Consider the following 16,905-nt stretch of genomic DNA (forward strand, 5'->3'; position numbering starts at 1 on the left):
CCTCAAAATAACATATTGCCAGAGTCAATTGGTGCGCAGTTGATCGTATGAATTTGCTTTGCTTCTTTACCAAGCCAAGATTTTGCTTCTTCTTGAATAATTGAAATATATTTTGGATTTTGTTCAAGTAATACAAATCGTCGGTGAAGTTTGACGGCGGCTTTTCCGACTGTGCCAATTCCAGCAAACGGGTCAAGTACGACGTCGCCTTTGAATGAATAATATTTGATTACCCTTTCTGCCAATTCGACGGGAAAAATGGCAGGGTGTCTGTGATCATGAGCGGGAGTGATCTTCCAAATATTAGTGCGATCATAACCATCGCCAACTTTTGACGCTTTCACAGTTTCTTTGTCTGGATGAGCGCGGATATTCCAATCAATTAGTTTTTCGGTATGCTTTCGGTATACCAAAATGTATTCTGTGACGGGAACAGGTTTGTATTGCAATGGATTTCTATCCGCTGCAAATCTCCTGCCGCGACCTGTTGCCCAGCCCGCGCCTTCTGGTTTTTCCCAAACGATATCGTCAATAAAGTCATAGCCTTCGTCGATGAATAATCTGTGCATATCAAAAGGCACCGCAATTCTGCGCGAGGCTTCATTGCGGCTTGCTCGACGTACAAGCACGGGGGAAATGTTCATTACAAAGAAACATCCTTCTGCCAAAACCCGATGCGCGTTTTGAATGACCTTTCGGATTTTTAGAAGATATTCTTCGTAAGTAACATAGTCGGTGTATTCTGGACGGGCATTGTAATAAGGCGGCGAAGTGAAAATTAAGTTAACGCTGCCTGCTGGAAGTTCTTGCAATAACTCTTCGCTGTCGCCCTGTGCGATTGTATTTCTCAGAGATGACAAAACGTAGCTACCATTTTGTTTCTTTGATTTAGTTTTTTTATGACCGTTTCGTCCGAGTAGACGTGATTCAAGAACTTCTGTGTTTGTGGATTTGTCTTCAACGATTAAAGAAGTATAGGCGTCAATTACCACTTCGCCAATTCGGTCATTTGATGTTTTCCCCACAAGCGGTACGCGCCAAATGTGATAACGATCGTCAACCTCTGGTAAACCAAAATCAATTGCTTTTTCTAATTTTGCTCGTTCAAGCCAAAAAGTAGCAACCTTCTTGGCAGATTTTACGTCCAAAACATTGTATTTTCTTTTTGTGGCAACCGTAGATTTCGTAAGCATGAATTTATTTTACCATTGGAGAACTTGCAGGAATGTGTTGATAAAGCAATTCATCCATTTCCGCAAACTTGTCAGCGTGTTCGATGGTAATGCTGACAATAAACCCTTGATCGTCAAGATCAATGTAGAGATTTTCGTTTAATTCCCAAGTCTCAACAGATGGATTTTTGGACAATTCCACTATTGCTGTGTCTGTTGCTTCAAAGTGCTTGATACGCATAGTCTTTGCCTAGTACTGAGCATACAGCCAAACCCTTCTTCCCGCAAGACTCCTGAAATTTCAAGATAAAATCATGTCAATGACCTCCTTCGTTCAAATCGTCATCAACGTGCCAGCCATTGCGGGAGTGTTCGATTATGTCGTACCCCAATCCCTCGTGGGGATGGTGGGAGTTGGGCATTTGGTCATCGTCCCATTTGGCAAACAGACCGTGCAGGGAGTTGTCTTCCGCTTCATTGACCAGCCGTCTGTGCGCGATGTGAAAGAGGTCATCGAACTCGTTGACCCTGAGCCAGTTTTGACTCAAGCGCAGATCGCGTTGGCGGAGGCGATGGCAGAGTCCACACTCGCGCCGTTGGCGGCGGTGGTGGGATTGTTTTTGCCAGTGGGGTTAAGTCAACAAGTGGATACGCTTTACGATTTACGATTGTCGATTAACGATTTACGATTACCCGAGGGGAGTGGGATTAGCCCGAAGACTCAACGATTGACAATTGAAGATCGGTTGTTGAATCTGTTGCGAGTTAGAGGCTCATTGCGCGGACGTCAAATTGACACTCACTTCTCCAAAGTGGACTGGCGCAAGACGGCGGGATTTCTCGTGAGAAAAGGCGTGTTGTCGGCGCGGTCTGTGTTGCCGCCGCCGAGGGTGAGATCAAAGTTCATTCGCGTTGCCCAGCTTGCAGTCACACCAGAAGAAGCGGAAGTTGAGATGCCGACTCTGGGGATGAAGCAGACGCTCGCGCGTAGGCAGTCCGCGTTGCGATTCTTGATCCAGCAACCCGACGCGATCAACGTCTCGTGGGTGTACGCCGAAAGCGGATGCAATCTCGCCGACTTGCAAGAACTCGAAGAGCGCGGCTTGATTCGATTGTTCGAGAGCGAAGTGTTTCGTGATCCGTTGGAGAAAACAGGTAAACAGGTAAACAAGGAAACAAGTACACAAGTAATTGAACTTACACCTGAGCAGAGCTCTTCACTCAACGAAATCACAAAAGCAATACGCAGTACGCAATACGAAGTATTTCTTTTACATGGCGTCACAGGTTCAGGTAAAACAGAAATTTATTTACGCGCCGCTGAAGACGTGGTGAAGCGCGGAGGACAAGTGATCGTGCTTGTGCCTGAGATCGCGCTCACACCGCAGACCGTGCGACGATTCTTGAATCGATTCCCTGGGCAAGTGGGGCTTGTCCATTCGAAACTTTCGGAGGGCGAGCGATATGACACGTGGCGTCGCGCGCGCGCGGGCAAGCTCAAGGTCATCATCGGCGCGAGAAGCGCGCTCTTCGCGCCTCTGCCGAACATCGGTCTCATCGTTGCGGATGAATGTCACGACTCGTCGTTCCATCAAGCCGAGCCGCCGTTCTATCACGCGGTGGACGTGGCGCAGACGTACGCGCGTCTCTGCGGCGCGGTGTGTGTGCTAGGCTCTGCCACGCCGACAATTGAACAGCGATTCAAATCCGAAACGAATCAACTTCATAAATTGGATTTACCCAAACGCATCGTCGAATCAGGATTGCCTCCCGTCCACATCGTGGACATGCGCGACGAATTGAAAGCGGGTCAACGCGGGATCTTCAGTCGGCTTCTGCTTCGTGAACTTGAGTCCACGCTTCAGCGCGGCGAACAGGCGATCCTCTTCCTCAACCGACGCGGGACTTCAACGTACGTATTCTGCCGCGATTGCGGACATGTGTTGAAGTGTCCCAACTGCGACACGCCGCTGACATTTCACACGGAAGATAAAGAACGATTGCTCTGTCACCACTGCGGATACGAACGCGGCAAGCCGAAGACTTGTCCGCAGTGTGGAGGGAAACAGATCCGCGAGTTTGGGCTCGGCAGTGAAAAGGTTGAAGCGGAAGTCAACGCGTTGTTCCCCAAAGCACGGACTCTGCGCTGGGACTGGGACACGACACGCCAAAAAGACGCGCACGAAATGATCCTCACACACTTTGCGAATCACAAAGCGGATGTGTTGGTCGGCACGCAAATGCTCGCCAAAGGATTGGACTTGCCGATGGTCACTCTTGTCGGCATCGTGCTTGCGGATGTGGGTCTGCATCTGCCTGATCCGTTCGCGGCGGAACGAGTCTTTCAAGTGTTGACTCAAGTGGCAGGGCGCGCGGGTCGCGGTGAACGCGGCGGGAAAGTTGTCTTGCAAACGTTTGACCCTGCGAATCAAGTCATCCAGTCTGCGGCGGGGCATGACGTGGACGGCTTTTATCAGCACGAGTTGGAGAATCGCAAGCGGCTAGGCTATCCTCCGTTCGCGCGTCTGGTGCGACTCGAATTCAGGAGCGACGACCAAGCGTCGGCTGAGAAAGAAGCGAAACGTGTTGCGGAGAAGTTGTCCATCGTCCATCGTCCATCGTCTAACGTCATTGGACCCGTCCCGTGTTTCTTTTCCAAAGTGGCGGGGTTGTATAGGTGGCAGATCATCCTGCGCGGATCGAATCCAAAAGAATTGTTGCGCGACGTAAAACTCGACGGTTGGCGCATAGAAGTTGATCCGATTAGTTTGCTATAATCAATTTAAATTCGGTGGTCGAGTAGCCCTGAGCGAAGCGTAGCGAAGCGTAGCGAAGACGAAGGGCGTATCGAGACCACCATGCTAGCAAGAATAATTTTGTGACTTGTTGGTCTCGGTACGCCGCGAAGAACAAAAGCGCGGCTACTCGACCAACGAGGTTTAGAGGAGACATAATGCAAGCATTTTCACGTGGTTGGTCGTTTCTCAAACAAGCCTGGGCGATGGCGTTCAAAGATAAAGATTTATTGAAGCCGTCAATTTACGCGTTGATCGTTGGGATGATCGTTTCGGTCATCGGTATCATCCCCATCATCGGCGTGGCGTTCCTGCTCGGCGATTCGCAATTCGGGCAGATTATCATAGGCATTCTCGGCTTGTTGATGATCTTTGTACAATACGTCATCACATATATTTTCTCGGCGATGACCGTGTACTTGATCTACGGCTATCTCGCCGAAGGCGACGGTCGCATGGATCATGCGTGGGCAATTGTGCGCCGCGACTTCTTCGACATTCTCTCGCTCGCGCTGGTGTCCACACTCGTGACGTGGTTCCGCAACGCCACGCGCAACAACCGAGGGCGCAATAATTTATTTGCCAGCCTCGCCACTGGACTCTTGCGTTCGCTCGGCGGCGTGTTGGAAGCGTTGTGGCTCGAAACGTCGTATCTCGTTTTGCCCGCGATGGTCATTGACGATCTGAACTTGAAGAACGGTTTACAACGCATCTGGAACATCACCAAACAAAACTTATTGTTGATCGGCATCGGCTTCGTCGGCATCCGCTGGGTGACGGGACTGATCGGCTTCCTCCTCGGCTTCGGCGGATTCATCATCGCGCTCGCCATCGGCGGCGGAGCAGTGTACGCGACTGGCGGTTTCGGCGTTGTTTCAATTGTGGCAATCGCTGTCGGCGTGTTCATCTTCTTTGCGCTCGTGATGATCGCAAGCGTCATCACTTCATATACAAACGCCGCGTATCACACCTGCCTCTATCTCTGGGCGCGCGAAGCCGAGAAAGCGCAAGTTGCTGGGCAGGATATTCATGTCGCCGCGCCCGCGCCTCTTGCGGCTGTTTTGGGCTAGTTTCCGCGCTGAGCGGAGTGAGACCATGTTTTTTGGTCGAACGCAGTCGAAGCGCATACATCAACAATTGAAAGTTGGAATCACACGTGCCCTTCGACTTCGTTCCTCGTGGCGCTTTGCGCCACTCGTCACTCTGCTCAGGGCGAAAATAAAAATATGCAACCCGAACCTCGACGCGAATTAATTTCATGGGATGAAGTGGATCGTCTCATTGACCATCTCATCCCGCAATTCAAACGCGAATTCACCGCGATGGTCATCATCACGCGCGGCGGCATCGTCCCTGCGGGCATGCTTGCCGAAGCGATGGACATCACGCACGTCCTCACCGCGGCGGTAGACTTCCCCGCGCAACTCGCCAAAGAAAAATCCATCATGGCGTGGCCCGAGTTCATCCAATTCCCCGCCGACGAAAAAATGCGCGGTCGCCCAACTCTCATCGTGGACGACATCTGGGGATCGGGTCGCACCATCACCGCGGTCAAGAATCGCGTCTCTGCCGCGGGCGGCTTCCCCGAAACGTGCGTCCTGCATTTCAACCCGTATCGAAACCTGTTCGGCAACAATCGCCCCGATTACTACGCCGCCGTCACCGACGCCTACATCGTCTACCCGTGGGAAGTGGATCGGGGAACGGATCAAGTTTTGCTCGGAGAAATATAACCATGATCGTTCAGCAGTTGAACTGCTGAACGATCGAAATGGGATAACAAAAAATCCCCGAAAATTCATCGGGGATTTTTTGTCGCTTCCTTCTCGACGGGACGGCTGATTCAGTTTCCTGATTCCTTTTCGCCGCCCCATCCGATCTGTGTAGCCAGCGTCCTCTAACGCTGGCGATTGTTTATCCAACCGTTACGGCAACGCCTCGAAACCTGAGATGCTGTAATACATTTCCTCATCAGCGATTTGCTGACTGATATCAATAGCCACCTCCGCAGGGAAGCCGTACGTCGCATCATACGTCACGTTGACCGAGTCCGCGCCTTCTTTGATTGCCGCGTCGATCTCTGCAAAGAGCAGGTCTATCGTCGCGTGAGGCGCGAAGAACGCATAATTCGGATCGGTGTCAAGCACGAGAGTTCCGTCCGCGGTCGCCATGTGAACGATCTGACCGTCTTTCACTTCAACAGTCAACGGCATCTGGTCGCGGAACGCGCAGAAACAGCTGATGTTCAACTCGAAACGATAATGCGTGATGTTGGCATCCTCCCATTTTTGCTGGTTGCGCGAGAGTTCGCTCCCGCCAGCCGAGCAAGCCACTAGAATAAAAGCGAGTACGATAAGAATTAACTTTTTCATTTTGTCTCCTTGTCCAGAAGGACGACGGTGTATGAAAAAATGTTCCTCGAAATGACGTGAGTTCAATCCCGAAGGGATGGCAGGATTGTTGAACATGACCCGAGTCGCCATCAAATCCCGAAGGGATGACATACCTTCACGAAAAACCCATGACACCCCTTCGGGGTTAGACCGCCTATTTTGTGCTCTACCATCATTTCACTCCTTCGGAGTTTCAACCATCATGCCCGCCATGCTCATCTGCCCCTTCTTGCACGGGGACGTGTAGAACAATATCCTCGCTGTTCTTGAAGTGCAAAACGACCTCCACCATATCTCCTACTTTCGCCTCTTCCTTGAGACCCACCAACATCACATGCAAGCCGCCCGACGCAAACTCCACATCCTCGCCCGAAACCAGCGGCACCGACTCGACCATCCGCATCTGCATCACATCGCCCGCCATGCTCGTCTCGTGGATCTCCACCGCCGCCGCGATCTCCGTCGAAACGCCGACCAGTTCATCGTCCGCCGAATAATTGTGGATCACAAAATACAACGCGCTGTTTCCGCCCTGTGGGGCGGACCTTATCCACGCGTCGCGAATCTCAATCCCCTCCTTAGGCGCGCAGGCGGCAACCAACAGAAAAATACTGAACAGCACGATCGACTTTTTTTTCATTTTAGATTCCTTTTCGTTGAATTATTTGAGTTGGGCATAATGCCTTCCGCGCCAACTGACGCCTTTGCCCGAAAGCGTCAGCCATGCGGATGCGATCATCATCGCGGCGAAGATGCCCGCGCCAAGAGGTGTGGAGAGCGAATAGAGCGGAGAAATTCCCATTTGACTCGCCGCCCATCCGCGCGCGATCAGAATCGCACCCCAAAGGGTCAGCGCTTCGGTGAGAACGATCAGCGCGATCAATCCGCCGCCGTTAATCATCCATAGCAACCCCAATCCCAGCCAGATCGGTAGGAGTAACGCCGCCATCAACGCCAGCGACGCTCCAATGACTCCGAGCCACATCAAGACAGGTTGACCGCGAAGCCCGAGGTACATATTCTTTGTCCAGCCTTCCCACATGGAACTTAACGATGTGTACATTCGTGTGCTAATGAGCGCAGTCCCGTCGGCAAGCGCGAGACGATCCCCGCTCCACTTGACGCGCTCCGCCAGAGCTTGATCTTCGACGATCTGGTCGCGCACGCTGGCATGCCCGCCGATTTTCTCGTAGACCTCGCGGCGGATGAGGATGAATTGTCCGCTGGCGATGGCGTCTTTGTAAGTCGGGTCGTTTACTTTGCGCGGATTAAAACCGACCGACAGCGCGGTGACCACAATGGGCATAACGGCTTTCTCCCAAAACGATCCCATGATCTGACGGTGAAGCGTGGTAAACAAATCCGCTTGAACCTCCATCGCTTTGACGTAGCAGGAGGAGAGCGCTTGCGGCGAAAGAAAAGTGTCCGCGTCTACGAAGCATAGCCACTCGCCTCGCGCCGACGTGGAGGCTTGGTGCAAGGCGTGAGGTTTGCCGACCCAGCCCGAAGGGAGGTCCGACCCGCTGATGGGGTGGAGGCGTGAATCGAGGGTGGCGAGTTCCGCCAAAATGCGAGGAGTCGCGTCGGTAGAGCGATCATCCAGAACGATAATCTCGAAGTTTGGATAATTCTGCATGAGCGCCGATTCGACGCACACCCGGATATTCTGCTCCTCGTTCCGCGCGGGAATGCAGATCGAAATGAGCGGCGCGTTTTGCGGAGGCGACGCGGGTTTGACGATGATGTCAATGCGGGAATGGCTGTGCAGCCAATAGACTACGACAATTCCCCCGATGCAAAAAACTGATGAAAGGACAAGATAGATCATAGCGGGCGGTTAAATAATTTGTAACGTCGAACCTCGTTCGGTCTTCTCGACCTCGATTCTCGTCGGAAACGCGTCCTTCAATTCTTCGAGATGTGTGATGACGAGAATCTTGGCAAAATCATTCTTCACCAGATTGATCGCCTCGACCAACCGCTGACGTCCCAGCGTGTCTTGCGAGCCGAAGCCCTCGTCAATGACCAGCGTTTGCAAGCGCGCGCCCTTCCGCTGGGCAAGGATTTCCGACAGCGCGAGCCGAATCGCAAAGTTGACGCGGAACGCCTCGCCGCCCGAGTACATCTCATAACTGCGGATGCCCGCCGCATCGCTGATCTGAATATCGAGCGTTTCCCTCAAATCCTCGCGCTTCTTATCTTTGTATTCCGACTGCGTCACAAACCGAATGGACATGTTCCCATCGGATAGACGATCTAGCAACTCGTTTGCCTTCTCTTCGATCTGCGGCAATGCCTGCTCGATCAACAAGGCGGGGACTCCGTTCTTGCCGAAGGCTTGTTCGAGCGTCCGATGCCGCGCGATCTGCTTTTGGAATTCTTCGCGCTCTTTTTCATAGTTCGCTTTGCGCGCGCGTTGACTCTTCAACACATCCACGCGTTGTTGCGCCCCGCCGAGTTCGCCCCGCGCGCGGTTTTCCTCTTCACGTAATCGGAACAACTCGCGCTCCGCTTCATCGAGATTCGGCGCGCCCGCTTCCGCCTCTTTCAAAGCCAACGATGCAGCATCGTATTGCTTTTGCCCCTCCTCAACTTCATCTCTCCACTTTCTACTTTCCTCATTCAGATTCGCAATCTCACCCTCGATCTGCCTGTTCACTTCCTTCGCCGAGCCGAGTTCGCGATATTCATTCTCCACTTCTCTTAATTCTCGTTCTTTTCCTCGCGCTTCATCGTGCGCCGACGCGTCGTAGCCAAGTTTGGCTAATTCCTTATCCAGTTTGGCGAGTTGCTTTTGTTCATCCACCGCGAACTTGCCGCCATCCAATGCTTTCTCCACATCCTTCAACCGCTTCCTGCCAGTGGATTCCCAATCTTTTGCCAACGATTGCAACCGTTCCAATCGCTCAGTGAGTTGCGAGATTTCGCTTGCATATTTCACGCGCTCGTTTTCGGCGGAGCCAAGGGAAGTAATTTGTAATTCGTAATTGGTAATTTGTTCGGCAAGGTCAGCCGCTTCTTTTTGATTCGCGCGATACGCGTCACCTTTTTGTTTGCCGTCTTCTTCCAACTGCTTAAGCGTGGACTTGCGATGTTCCTTGCTCAACTCCTGCCCGCATAAAGGGCAAGTCGCGCCGTCTGCCGATTTGAGCGTTTCGATTCGATCTTTCAACGTATTCATGTCCGCTTTGAGCGAATCGTTTTCCACTTTCAACGCGGCTTGCCTCTCGCGTCCCGCGTTGCGTTCGCTTTCAATCTTGGCGCGTTCATTGACCTTTGCCTCCGATTCGCCCAACAGTTTTTGAGTTTTCTCGATCCCGCTTTTCAACTCACTGTTCACTGATAACTGATTACCGATCTCCTCTTCCTCCACCGCCAACGACCGTCGCTCCTCCTCCAACTTCGCCTTTTCGACCGAAATTCTTTCCTGCAACGGCGCGCGCTCTTTTTGATGATCGTGAAACTCTGCCGCAGTCTTCTCCCAATTCTCTAATTCTTTCCGCGCTTTTTGCCACGCCTTATATTCCGCTTCGATTTCCTTTGCGCGATTCACAAGGTCGGCATACGAGGCGCGATCCGATTCTTTCTCAGCGAGTCGACTCTCCAACGATGCGAGAGCCGCGCGTGAGCGTTCGAGTCCCGCCGCGAGCGTGGAGGTCATCTTGCGTTGCTCCTCCACCAGCGCCGCGTTCCGTTTTAGATTTTGCATCACGGATTCTTGCGCCTCCCTCGCCGCCGACAATTGTTTCAGCGACGATTGAAGTTCCCCCAGCCGAATCTTTCGCGCCTCCTCTTCGGCGAGTTCCGCGTCGATCTCCGCCACACGTCCGTCAATGATTTCGACCTCCGATTCAATTGCCTTGCGTTTCTCGGCGGCGCGATTTTTATATTCATCCCAAATTTCAAGCCCAAGGATGTTGCTCAGCACTTCCTTGCGTTTGCTCGCGTTCTGTTGCGTGAACTGATCCGCCTTCCCCTGCAAAAAAAATGACGCGTTGACGAACGTCTCGTAATCCAACCGCAGCGTCTGTTCGATCCGCGCCTGCGTGTCGCGCGTTGTCTTTTCGGTGAGAGGTTTCCATGTCCCGTTGACCATGGACGATTGACCTTTGACATTTGACTTCCCTTCTTGGTCTATCGTCCATCGTCCATCGTCCAGTATCTGAAACTCCAATACCGTACTCTTTCCTCTCGGCAACGACCGTTGCACGCGATAGGTGTTGTCTTCATGCTTGAACGTGAGGATCACCTCGGCGGCTTTCACATCCGCGTGCAGGTTGATCACGTCACTGCTTTTGCCGCGCGCCTCGCCGAACAGACTCCACGTGATTGCATCCAACAGCGACGACTTCCCCGCGCCGTTGTGCCCGGAGATGCACGCAAGATCGAACGAGTTGAAATCCAATTCAACGGGATCGCGATAAGAAAGAAAACCTGAGATGCGGAGATGGAGGGGGATCATTGTTGACGAAGTTTCTTTGTCGCAGAGAACACAGAGACCATTGAGTTATTAAAATTTTTTCTCAAAGAACTCTGCGATCTCTGTGGCTAAAGTGAGTAATTTGCCTTATGATGATAGATTATAATCGAACCACCATGTTCGAAGCCTCCGACAAGATCGCCCAGCGCCGTTTGACTCTGATCATCATCACGCTTGCCACGCTTCCATGTTATTGCGTAGGGTGGATTGCCATGCTGGCGGCGCCCAATTCGAGCATCACGCTGACGCCGACCATCAGTTCTACAGCCGCTAATAACCTAACCGCAACGGGCACGCTTCAAATTACGCCTGCCACTACCACAGCGCCAAATATAATTTCACCGACAGTCACAGACACCCCAACACCGACAGGCACGCCAACCTCCACAGTCACCCCTACATTGTCATTCACACCGTTCCAGCCCGCTAGCCTCACGCCATCGTTCACGCTTACTTCATCCCGCACGCCGTCGCCTACCCCAAGCGTCACATTCACGTTTACTTCCACATTCATTGCTACAAGCACAGACACGTTCACATTTACTCCATCACCGACACAGTCCACGCCAACGAACACATCCACGCCTTCATTGACTCCCTTCCCAACGCCATGACCGATATTCTTCCATTCCTAAAAACATTAATCTCCTCTTCGGGAATCTCAGGCAATGAGACTCCTGTTGCGAAACTCATCGAAGAAAAGTGGCGCCCGCTCGTGGACGAAACGCGCCTCAGCCGCGTCGGCTCACTGCATGGACTCAAACGCGGTTCAGGCAAGAAACATCCCTCGATCATGATCGCCACACACATGGACGCGATCGGCATGAGGGTGAGTCACATCGTGGATGGATTCCTCCGCATCACCAACGTGGGCGGGATCGATGTGCATGTGTTACCGGGCGCGGAAGTAACGATTCACGCCTCGAGTGGGGCTGACTTGCCTGCGGTCATCGCGATGCCCCCTTCGAGATTGCTCCCCGAATCCGCTGGCGACGGCGCGCTCGAGATCGGCTACCTGCTCGTGGACACGGGTTTGACTCCGCGCGAGGTGGAGAGAAAAGTCAAAGTGGGCGACCTGGTCTCCTTCGCGAATGAACCGATGGAACTCGCTGGCGACATCCTCTCAGGGCACACAGTTGACAATCGCGCCTCCGTCGCCGCGTTGACAGTCTGCCTGGAGGAGTTGCAATCGAAGCCGCACGTGTGGGATGTGTGGGCAGTGGCAACCGTGCAGGAAGAGACGAGTTATCTCGGCGCGTACACGTCTGCGTTTGAGATTCGACCGCAAATTGCGATTGCTGTGGACGGCACATTCGCCAAAGGACCCGGAGCGAACGGTTGGCAGACTCACACGATGGGCAAAGGTGTGGGCTTGTGTCTCGGACCGAACATACACCCGTTCTTGCACAAGAAACTCAAAGAACTCGCCGAGCGACTCGAGATCCCATGGTTTTTCGATGTTACCGCCGGTCACTCAGGCACTGATGCCTACCCGATGCAAGTCACCGCCGAAGGGATTCCCACCGCGCTGGTCGAGTTCCCCATCCGTTACATGCACACGCCTGTGGAGTCTGTCGCCGTCAAAGACATCCAACGCGCGGGGCGCTTGCTCGCCGAATTTATTTCTTCGCTTGAAGAAAATTTTGTAGAAACAATAACTTGGGACGATTAAATATGAGGCGGGAGCAGTTCAACTGCTCCCGCAACTAATAATCATTTCTCTAATCATCTAATCATCTAATTCTCCACTCCTCTAATCCTCTGAATCCCAATGCCAACCTCCCCAACCCCTCCCTTCAAACTGCTCGAAAAACTTTGCAACGTCATCGCGGTCTCTGGCGATGAAAGCGAAGTGCGCAAGATCGTCCTCGATGAGATAAAAGACTACGCGGACGATGTTCGAGTGGACGCGCTAGGCAGCGTCCTTGCGACCAGGTTGGGGCGGGGAGCGAAGCGTGTGAAAGTCATGCTCGACGCGCACATGGACGAGGTCGGCTTGATGATCGTCGCTGAGGATGGCGAAGGCATCTATCGTTTTGAAGAGATTGGCGGCATCGATCCGCGGCATCTTGTGGGCAAGCAGGTGTATGTCGGCAAAGAGCGCGCGCCCGGCGTGATCGGCGGCAAGCCCATCCATTTGATGGAGTCGGGTGAGCGCACGCGCAAAGTTCCCATCGACGCGCTGCGCATTGATCTCGGACTCGCGGGCAAAGCGAAGGTTGGCGATCGCGCGGGCTTTGCGACGAAGTTTCGCCGCGTGGGTCCTTCGATCATGGCGAAGGCGCTTGATAACCGCATCGGCGTTGCCACATTGATCGAGTTGTTCAAACACGCGCCGTCGAACATTGATCTGTGCGCGGCATTCACGGTGCAAGAGGAGATCGGTCTGCGCGGCGCGAAAGTCACGGCGCAATATTTCAATCCCGATCTTGCGATTGCAATTGACTCGACGCCTGCGAACGATCTGCCCAATTTTGACGGGAACGAAAACACGACCTACAACACCAAACTCGGACTCGGTCCCGCGATTTATGTTGCGGACGGTTCGACTCTTCACGACCCTCGGCTGGTTCGCTTTCTTCAAACGGTCGCGGCGTCTGCAAAGATTCCATATCAACTCCGCCAGCCCGGAGGAGGCGGCACAGACTCCGCCGCGATCCAGCGCGCGCTCGCGGGAATCCCGACAGTTTCCGTTTCTGTGCCGCATCGCTACACTCATTCGCCCGTCAGCCTCTCGCGCGTGGACGATTGGAAGAACACTCTGGCGTTGTTGCACACGGCATTGAAGAAGATTACGGTGGATCTGATTGGGAAAAGGTGAACGCAAAATGTATACAGGTACACACGTAAACAGGTACACAAGGCAAAAGATGTGTTGCGTTTTGCAACGCCGTGTTTACGTGTTTCCTTGTTTACGTGTTTACTTGTCTCCGTGTCTACCACCCAAAGAGCGCCCATGAACGGACTCATCGCCCTCGTCGGCGCTGGTGAATATCTGCCTGTGATGGAAGAGGTGGATCGCTATCTGCTGTCTAGCGTCAACTCGAAAACACCGCGCGTCGTTTGTCTTCCCACCGCGGCAGGGCAGGAAGGCGACGAGAGCGTCAACCGCTGGTCGCGCATGGGAATGGAACACTTCCAAAAACTCGGCGCGGATGCGCAGGCTCTCCGCATCATTGACAAAGAGTCCGCGAACGATCCGCAATTTGACTCGGCATTGGAAAACGCGGATTTCATTTATTTCTCTGGCGGCAATCCGCTTTACTTGTTTCAAACCATGCAAGGCTCGCGCGCATGGGCGTCCATGAAAAAAGCGTGGAGCAAGGGAGCGGTCTACGCGGGCTGTTCGGCGGGAGCGATGATCCTCTCGAAGCGCGTGCCGAGTTTTCGATTAGCTCAAAACGTGGATGGGTTTGGCGTCATCCCCGCGCAGTTCATTCTTCCGCATTTCGATGAGATGCCGCTCGTGTTCAAGCCAATGATCTTTGCCTTGCGAAAGGGACTCAAGAAAGGCGAGCGCATGCTCGGCGTGGATGAAAACACCGCCCTCGTCGGCGCCCTTCGACTGCGGTCTTCGACCTCCGCTCAGGGCGGCGAATGGAAAGTGATGGGTCGCGGCACAGTCCACCTCATCACCCGCGACAAAGACAAAGTTTTCAAAGTCGGCGAAACCGTGCCGCTCAACTAATTCTCTAATTCTCGAATCCTTCAACTTCGCTCAGGACAAGTCTCCAGTCTCCAATCTCTAATTACCAATTACCAATAACTCAATTCCCTCCCCAAGGAACTCTCCATGAAACCTCTCCTCAAACAACTCACCGAAATCTTCGGACCATCGGGTTACGAAGAGAATATCCGCAAGTTGGTGCGCGCGGAAGTGAAGCCGCTCGCCGACGAGATCAAGGTGGACGCGCTTGGCAACCTCATCGCGCGGAAACGCCCGTCGAAATACACCAAAGACACAAAGAAAATCATGATCGCCGCGCACATGGACGAGATCGGGCTGATGGTGAGTCACATTGATGAGAACGGCTTCGCGCGCTTTTCGAACATCGGCGGGGTGTTTGGGCGGTATGTGCTGGGAGGGCGAGTCCGCTTTTTGAATGGCACGGCAGGCGTCATCGGGTTCGATCGTTTTGACAAAATGAACGAAGTCCCCCCGCTGGATAAAATCTATATTGACGTGGGCGCGACAAGCAAAAAAGATTGTCCCGTGAAAGTCGGCGATGTCGCCGCGTTTGACCGTTCGTTTGTCGAGATGGGAGATCGTCTCGTTGCTAAATCCATGGATGATCGCGTGGGCGTGTTGGTTGCGATTGAGACGCTGCGAGCGTTAAAGTCCACGCCGCATGATGTGTATTTCGTGTTCACCACGCAAGAGGAAGTTGGCACGCGCGGGGCGGGGACATCCGCATTCGGCATTGACCCCGACCTCGGCATCGCGGTGGATGTCACTGCCGCGGCGGACACGCCCAACGCGCTCAAAATGGAAATGAAGTTGGGCAAGGGTCCATGCGTCAAATTTCAAGACGGGGGCATGATCGCTGATCCGCGCGTGGTGAAGTGGATGATCCGCACGGCGGAGAAAAGCAAGATCCCATATCAGCGCGAAGTCCTATTATTCGGTTCGACCGACGCGCGCGCCATGCAACTCACGCGCGCGGGCGTGCCTGCGGGTTGTCTCTCCATCCCTGTGCGTTATGTTCATTCGCCATCCGAAATGGTGGACTATAACGATGTGCAGAATTCCGTCAAGTTGTTGACGGCTCTTCTGCGCGCGAAAGTTGAGTTGAGTGGATAAGATGTCTGATTGGAAACGAACAACAAAAGAGTTGGGATTCGAAAACCTGCGCCCCGAGTTATTGCAGGCAATTAACGGACACATCGAGAAATACAACCTCGGCGAAATTTTATCCGATGCGTTGATGTGCGTTCAAACGGATTCAGAAAAGATCAAAAAGGGATTGTTCGGCGGGGCGGAGGTGGTCTACGCGGGCGCGGTCGTCACTCCGCGCTGGCTGGTGTGGGCGACAAGCGGGACCAAGACCCAAACTTCCGCCTCGTCTGCCCAGTTGAACGATGTGACGATCCAGGATTATGCCGAATCGTCGTTTGCAAACATGATTCCCGATTCGGGACTCAACGTCAGCGGCAGGTTTACCGACGCGTCTGACGACGGGTTAATCTTCATCGGCTTGGACGACAACGCGGCAGGGGCGAAGTTCAAAGAGATCGCGCTTCAAACCGCGCAGGAAGCAAAGCGATAATCAGTGGACTATGAAAATAGTTCTCGACGCGGTTGCGCTGCGTCGAGGCAGGCGGCGCGATGCGCCAAGCCAATCGAGCTGTCGCCTGAACTTTCGTGAAGCGCTGATCATGAATATGGCAGAACTTACGCAGTTGGCGGGCAGTTGTACTGCCGCCGCCGCAGTGCAACTACGGCGCAGCAGGTTCAACTTCGTAAATCCCATATGGAAATCCGCGACAATCCGTGAAATCTGAGGCGATGGTTTGTTTTCACACCCAAGCCCACAGCATCCATAAACCAAGAATCAAAACTCCGATTCCGAAGCGAGCGGCGAACGACCAGCCCCAGCCGACCATGTACGCTTTGGTCGATTCGATGGCGGCCGTTTTATCGCGCAGTCTGTAATATTCCAAGCCGAACAACGCGAGCGGAGCGCTTGCCAGACCAACGATGGGGGTGAGGAACAAACTTGCGACGAGACTTGCCGCGAACGCCAGCAGGATCGAACTCCACGGCACGAACTTGTCGCGCATTTTACGGGCGATGATAATGTTGTCCACGATGTTGCCTGCGATCATCAGGAGGGTGATGACGGCGAACAAGACCCAATCCCAAAACGTCATGCGTTGCGCCACGCTTTGTAGGAGCGCATACACCAGAGTGGCGAGCCACATCACGGTGATGCCCGGGAAGATCGGAATGATCAAGCCTAGCAGCCCGATTATTAAGACGGCAAGTGTTAGCCAGTCAACAATAAAAATCCATGCGACTTGAAAGAAAGAGACTAATTCGGGAGGAAGCATATTCATTCCAGTAG

The 16,905-nt window shown here is 53.3% G+C and carries 16 protein-coding genes; 9 read left to right on the top strand and 7 right to left on the bottom strand.

What is annotated here, in order from left to right; all coding sequences use genetic code 11:
* Positions 1 to 2: 2 nt before the first annotated feature.
* Both IPM31_11550 and IPM31_11555 read right to left on the bottom strand, forming a co-directional pair.
* Entirely contained in the window at positions 3 to 1,193 is a 1,191-nt protein-coding gene (locus IPM31_11550; protein ID MBK9007615.1) for a site-specific DNA-methyltransferase, read from the bottom strand.
* Between the two features lie 4 nt (positions 1,194 to 1,197).
* On the bottom strand, positions 1,198 to 1,413 hold the full coding sequence (locus IPM31_11555; protein MBK9007616.1) for a DUF2283 domain-containing protein: 216 nt from the start codon (positions 1,411 to 1,413) through the stop codon (positions 1,198 to 1,200).
* Between the two features lie 79 nt (positions 1,414 to 1,492).
* Here IPM31_11555 and priA point away from each other — a divergent pair, with 79 nt between their 5' ends.
* The 3 genes from priA (at position 1,493) to IPM31_11570 (ending at position 5,700) form a co-directional block, all read left to right on the top strand.
* Complete coding sequence (priA, locus tag IPM31_11560) at positions 1,493 to 3,949, top strand: primosomal protein N' (protein ID MBK9007617.1); 2,457 nt, start codon at positions 1,493 to 1,495, stop codon at positions 3,947 to 3,949.
* Positions 3,950 to 4,125: 176 nt separating this feature from the next.
* Positions 4,126 to 5,037, top strand: a complete 912-nt coding sequence (locus IPM31_11565; protein MBK9007618.1) for a hypothetical protein — start codon at positions 4,126 to 4,128, stop codon at positions 5,035 to 5,037.
* Positions 5,038 to 5,193: 156 nt separating this feature from the next.
* Positions 5,194 to 5,700 carry a phosphoribosyltransferase gene (locus IPM31_11570; GenBank protein ID MBK9007619.1) on the top strand — a complete coding sequence of 169 codons (507 nt, stop codon included), beginning with the start codon at positions 5,194 to 5,196 and terminating at the stop codon, positions 5,698 to 5,700.
* Positions 5,701 to 5,892: 192 nt separating this feature from the next.
* Here IPM31_11570 and IPM31_11575 read toward each other — a convergent pair whose 3' ends face one another.
* The 4 genes from IPM31_11575 to IPM31_11590 all read right to left on the bottom strand — a co-directional run bounded on the left by IPM31_11575 (position 5,893) and on the right by IPM31_11590 (position 10,822).
* Positions 5,893 to 6,339, bottom strand: coding sequence for a hypothetical protein (locus IPM31_11575; protein MBK9007620.1), 447 nt, complete (start codon positions 6,337 to 6,339; stop codon positions 5,893 to 5,895).
* Between the two features lie 214 nt (positions 6,340 to 6,553).
* Positions 6,554 to 7,000, bottom strand: coding sequence for a copper chaperone PCu(A)C (locus IPM31_11580; protein ID MBK9007621.1), 447 nt, complete (start codon positions 6,998 to 7,000; stop codon positions 6,554 to 6,556).
* A 21-nt stretch (positions 7,001 to 7,021) separates the two neighbouring features.
* Positions 7,022 to 8,188: a glycosyltransferase gene (locus tag IPM31_11585; GenBank protein MBK9007622.1), complete on the bottom strand. Its 1,167-nt coding sequence runs from the start codon at positions 8,186 to 8,188 to the stop codon at positions 7,022 to 7,024.
* Positions 8,189 to 8,197: 9 nt separating this feature from the next.
* Positions 8,198 to 10,822 (bottom strand): SMC family ATPase, encoded by a 2,625-nt coding sequence (locus tag IPM31_11590; GenBank protein MBK9007623.1) that lies wholly within the window; start codon positions 10,820 to 10,822, stop codon positions 8,198 to 8,200.
* A 134-nt stretch (positions 10,823 to 10,956) separates the two neighbouring features.
* Here IPM31_11590 and IPM31_11595 point away from each other — a divergent pair, with 134 nt between their 5' ends.
* The 6 genes from IPM31_11595 to IPM31_11620 all read left to right on the top strand — a co-directional run bounded on the left by IPM31_11595 (position 10,957) and on the right by IPM31_11620 (position 16,107).
* A complete protein-coding gene (locus IPM31_11595) occupies positions 10,957 to 11,454 on the top strand; it encodes a hypothetical protein (protein ID MBK9007624.1) in 498 nt (165 codons plus the stop codon).
* Positions 11,451 to 12,512 (top strand): M42 family peptidase, encoded by a 1,062-nt coding sequence (locus IPM31_11600; GenBank protein MBK9007625.1) that lies wholly within the window; start codon positions 11,451 to 11,453, stop codon positions 12,510 to 12,512. The genes IPM31_11595 and IPM31_11600 overlap by 4 nt, the downstream gene beginning before the upstream one ends.
* A gap of 99 nt (positions 12,513 to 12,611) precedes the next feature.
* Complete coding sequence (locus IPM31_11605) at positions 12,612 to 13,661, top strand: M42 family peptidase (protein MBK9007626.1); 1,050 nt, start codon at positions 12,612 to 12,614, stop codon at positions 13,659 to 13,661.
* 135 nt (positions 13,662 to 13,796) lie between these two features.
* Positions 13,797 to 14,528, top strand: a complete 732-nt coding sequence (locus IPM31_11610; GenBank protein MBK9007627.1) for a Type 1 glutamine amidotransferase-like domain-containing protein — start codon at positions 13,797 to 13,799, stop codon at positions 14,526 to 14,528.
* A 105-nt stretch (positions 14,529 to 14,633) separates the two neighbouring features.
* Positions 14,634 to 15,641, top strand: a complete 1,008-nt coding sequence (locus IPM31_11615) for a M42 family metallopeptidase (protein ID MBK9007628.1) — start codon at positions 14,634 to 14,636, stop codon at positions 15,639 to 15,641.
* Between the two features lies 1 nt (position 15,642).
* The gene (locus IPM31_11620) at positions 15,643 to 16,107 is read left to right on the top strand and encodes a hypothetical protein (protein ID MBK9007629.1); all 465 of its coding nucleotides are present in this window, start codon (positions 15,643 to 15,645) and stop codon (positions 16,105 to 16,107) included.
* 250 nt (positions 16,108 to 16,357) lie between these two features.
* On the opposite strand, the gene IPM31_11625 is transcribed toward IPM31_11620, so the two are convergent.
* Complete coding sequence (locus IPM31_11625; protein MBK9007630.1) at positions 16,358 to 16,891, bottom strand: DUF456 domain-containing protein; 534 nt, start codon at positions 16,889 to 16,891, stop codon at positions 16,358 to 16,360.
* Positions 16,892 to 16,905 lie beyond the last annotated feature (14 nt).

The sequence above is a fragment of the Candidatus Defluviilinea gracilis genome (assembly GCA_016716235.1).
Lineage (GTDB): Bacteria > Chloroflexota > Anaerolineae > Anaerolineales > Villigracilaceae > Defluviilinea > Defluviilinea gracilis.